3 protein-coding genes are annotated in these 3,266 nt (G+C 73.3%); 2 read left to right on the forward strand and 1 reads right to left on the reverse strand.

Annotated elements, in window-relative coordinates; genetic code table 11:
* On the reverse strand, positions 1–1,137 hold a 1,137-nt coding region (locus ACWEQL_RS41745; RefSeq protein WP_452156752.1), incomplete at its 3' end, for an MMPL family transporter.
* A 174-nt stretch (positions 1,138–1,311) separates the two neighbouring features.
* Here ACWEQL_RS41745 and ACWEQL_RS41750 point away from each other — a divergent pair.
* Positions 1,312–2,484, forward strand: coding sequence for a sensor histidine kinase (locus tag ACWEQL_RS41750; protein ID WP_452156754.1), 1,173 nt, complete (start codon positions 1,312–1,314; stop codon positions 2,482–2,484).
* Positions 2,459–3,121 carry a response regulator gene (locus tag ACWEQL_RS41755; protein ID WP_452156756.1) on the forward strand — a complete coding sequence of 221 codons (663 nt, stop codon included), beginning with the start codon at positions 2,459–2,461 and terminating at the stop codon, positions 3,119–3,121. Before ACWEQL_RS41750 ends, ACWEQL_RS41755 begins: the two co-directional genes overlap by 26 nt.
* Positions 3,122–3,266: the final 145 nt, after the last annotated feature.

A 3,266-nucleotide genomic window follows, 5' to 3' on the forward strand; every position in this document is an offset into this window, starting at 1 on the left:
GCAATCCCCTCTGTCCCACCCCGCCGCTCTTCCTATCTGGCCGGATCGGCCCGGCCGCCCCGCCCGAAGTGCCCGGGCGATCCGGCCGGCCCGGCCCAGACGCGGGCCGGCCGCGCCGAGGAAGGCCGGCAGCAGCGTCACCGACGCCAGCACCATGGTCAGGACGACGATCGAGACGGCAAGGCCGCCCACCGTCATGAACGGCACGTTCGCGACCGCCATGCCGAGGATCGACACGACGACGGTGCCGCCGGCGAAGACCACGGGCCGCCCCGCCGTGGCCACCGCTCGTCCGGCCGCCTCGTGCGGATCGAGCCCGCGCGCGAGGTACTCCCGGTGCCTGGCGAGTACGAACAGCGCGTAGTCGATGCCCACTCCGAGCCCGACCATGCTGCCCAGGACCGGTGCGAAGGTGGGGACGTCCGTCACCCCCGCCAGTACCGTCATCGTGGCGACCCCGACGGTCAGCCCGAAGAGCGCCATGCCGATCGGCAGCGCGGCGGCGACGAGCGAACCGAACGCCAGGAACAGGATCGTGGCCGCGGCGAGGAGGCCGATCAGCTCGCTCACGCCGCCGTCGGGGTCGGAGAACGCGTAGAAGAGGCTCCCGCCCATCTCGACGCGTAGGGGCAGTTCGGCGCGCAGCCGGTCACCGAGTTCGACGAGGGCGTCGAGGTCCTCGGCCGACAGCCGGCTCTGGTCGGGGTACTGCACCCGGACGACCGCGATCCGCCCGTCGGCCGAGACGAGGCTCCCGCGCACGGCGGTGTCCCCGCCCGCGTCGATTGCCCCCGCCGGGTCGCTCGTGCCGAGCACGTGGGGCAGCCGCTGCACCTCGGTCTGCAGCCGCGTGAGAGCGGTGCGCGCGCTGCCGTGGTCGAAGAACGTCGCACCGCCGTCGAGGGGAGTGACGACCACGTGGGCGGTCATCCCCTCCTGGCCGGTGCCGGCCCGTTCGATCAGTTGCGCGGCCCGCTGGGAGTCCAGTCCCGGAGCGGTCATCGAGTCCGCGGTCCGCCCGCCGATGGCGACGGCGGCGAGGACGGCGAGCGTGGCGGCGACCAGCCATGCCGCGATCACCCGCCAGGGATGGCGGGCGGCGCCTGTGCCCAGGCGCAACAGGGCTTTCGAGAGCATCGGGTCCTCCAACCACCTCGTCGGCCGTCCTTGTACGGCCGCCGATGCCGAGGATCGTCGCCACGGCGCTCCGCGGCATCGGCTCGCGGGCCGCGGATCCGTCGGCCCCGGGGCGGAGTGACGCCCCGTCCTTTCGGCCGATGCGCGGCGCGGCGCGGGCCCTAGGCTGAGTACGTGCTGCGAGACGACCTGCGAACCCTGTGGACCGAACCCCGGCCGCCCGACGCGCCCGCCCGGGTGTGGCGGGACTGGGCGCTGCTCGCCGCGGGACTGGGCGGTGTGGTGCTGGAGGCCACCCTGCGCGAGAATGTCGTGTGGCGGCCGGTGGCGGTGCTGTTCGCCGTATGGCTGTGCCTGCTGACCCTGTGGCGTCGGACCCGCCCGCTGGCGATGGTCACGCTGGCGTTCGGCTCGGTGATCCTGCTCCAGCTGGTCTCGCTGGTCGCCGCACCGCGCGAGCCCGTCGGCCTGGACACCAGCGTGGTCGTGATCGTGCTGGTGTACGCACTGCCCCGGTGGGGATCGGGACGCGAGATCGTGCTGGGCGGCGCGGTGATCCTCACGGCCTTCGCGCTGGCGGCCGTCGCGGACGAGACCCCGGCCGCCGAACAGGTCGGGGGTTTTGTCTTCCTGTGGATGCCCGGCGTGATCGGGGCTGCCGTGCGGTTCCGGGTGACCGCTCGCGAGCGGCAGCTGGAGCAGGTGCGCTCCCGCGAGCGTGAGCAGCTCGCCCGGGAACTGCACGACACGGTGGCCCACCACGTCTCGGCCATGGTGATCATCGCCCAGGCGGGCCGGGTGCTCGCGGACACCGACCCGTCCGCCGCCGTCGAGGCGCTGGAGGGGGTCGAGGAGGAAGGGGCGCGCACGCTGGAGGAGATGCGAGCCATGGTCGCCGCGCTGCGCGACCGCGGGGTCGGCGCCGAGCTGGCACCGCCTGGCGGCGTCGCGGATCTGGAGCGCCTGGTGCGCGCCCCGGGTGGTCGCCTCAGGGTCGACCTGGGGCTCGACGGCGAGCTGGACTCGCTGCCCCCGGCCGTGGACGCGGCCGTCTACCGCATCGTGCAGGAGTCGGTGACCAACGCGATGCGCCATGCGGTCGGCGCGACCGAGGTCGTCGTCCGGGTCACCGCGGAACGGCACACGGTACGGGTGAGCGTCCGGGACAACGGCCAGCGCACCGGCCGAGGTCGCGACGGATACGGACTTGCCGGACTGCGCGAGCGCGCGGCCCTGCTCGGCGGCGCACTGAGTGCCGGGCCGGGCGCCGACCAGGGCTGGCACGTCGAAGCCGAGCTGCCGAGAGCGAGGAGCGGGAGCCGTGGCCATTCGCGTCCTCGTCGCTGACGACCAGACGATCATCCGCACCGGGCTGCGGATCCTGCTGAACGCCCAGCCCGGCATCGAGGTGGTCGGCGAGGCCGCCGATGGACAGGAAGCGGTACGCCTGGCCCGCGAACTGCGCCCCGACGTCTGCCTGTTCGACATCCGCATGCCCGTACTCGACGGGCTCGAGGCCACCCGGCTGATCGCCGGCCCGGGGGTCGCCGACCCGCTGGCCGTGGTCGTCATCACCACGTTCGACCTCGACGAGTACGTCTACGGCTCACTGCGTGCCGGCGCCCGCGGATTCCTCCTCAAGGACACGGGACCGGACCTTCTGGCGCAGGCCGTACGGTCGGCGTCCGACGGTGAGGCGCTCATCGCGCCCAGCGTCACCGTCCGTCTGCTCCAGGCGTTCGCCGACCTGCCCGCCGGCCGGCCCGCGGCCCAGCCGGTCTCCCCCGTCACCGCCCGCGAGGAGCAGGTGCTCCTCGCCGTCGCCCGCGGGCTGACCAACACCGAGATCGCCGATGCGCTGCACATCAGCCTCAGTACGGTGAAGACGCATCTGGCCAGCCTGATGGCCAAACTCGGCGCCCGAAACCGGGTCGAGATCGCGATGTGGGCCTACGAAACGCGCCGTATCCTCCCCGGAACCTGAGCCGGGTGCCGGTCCATCCCTGATCTTGCGTGGGTATCCCCGGCTTCAGCCGGGGAAGGAAACGCATCCTCGGACCGGAGGCGCGCAGCGCCGGAGTTCGCTGCGCCTCTCGGTGACGGTCAGGTGGGCCGCTTCTGGCCTTCGA

This window comes from Kitasatospora sp. NPDC004240 (assembly GCF_053603215.1).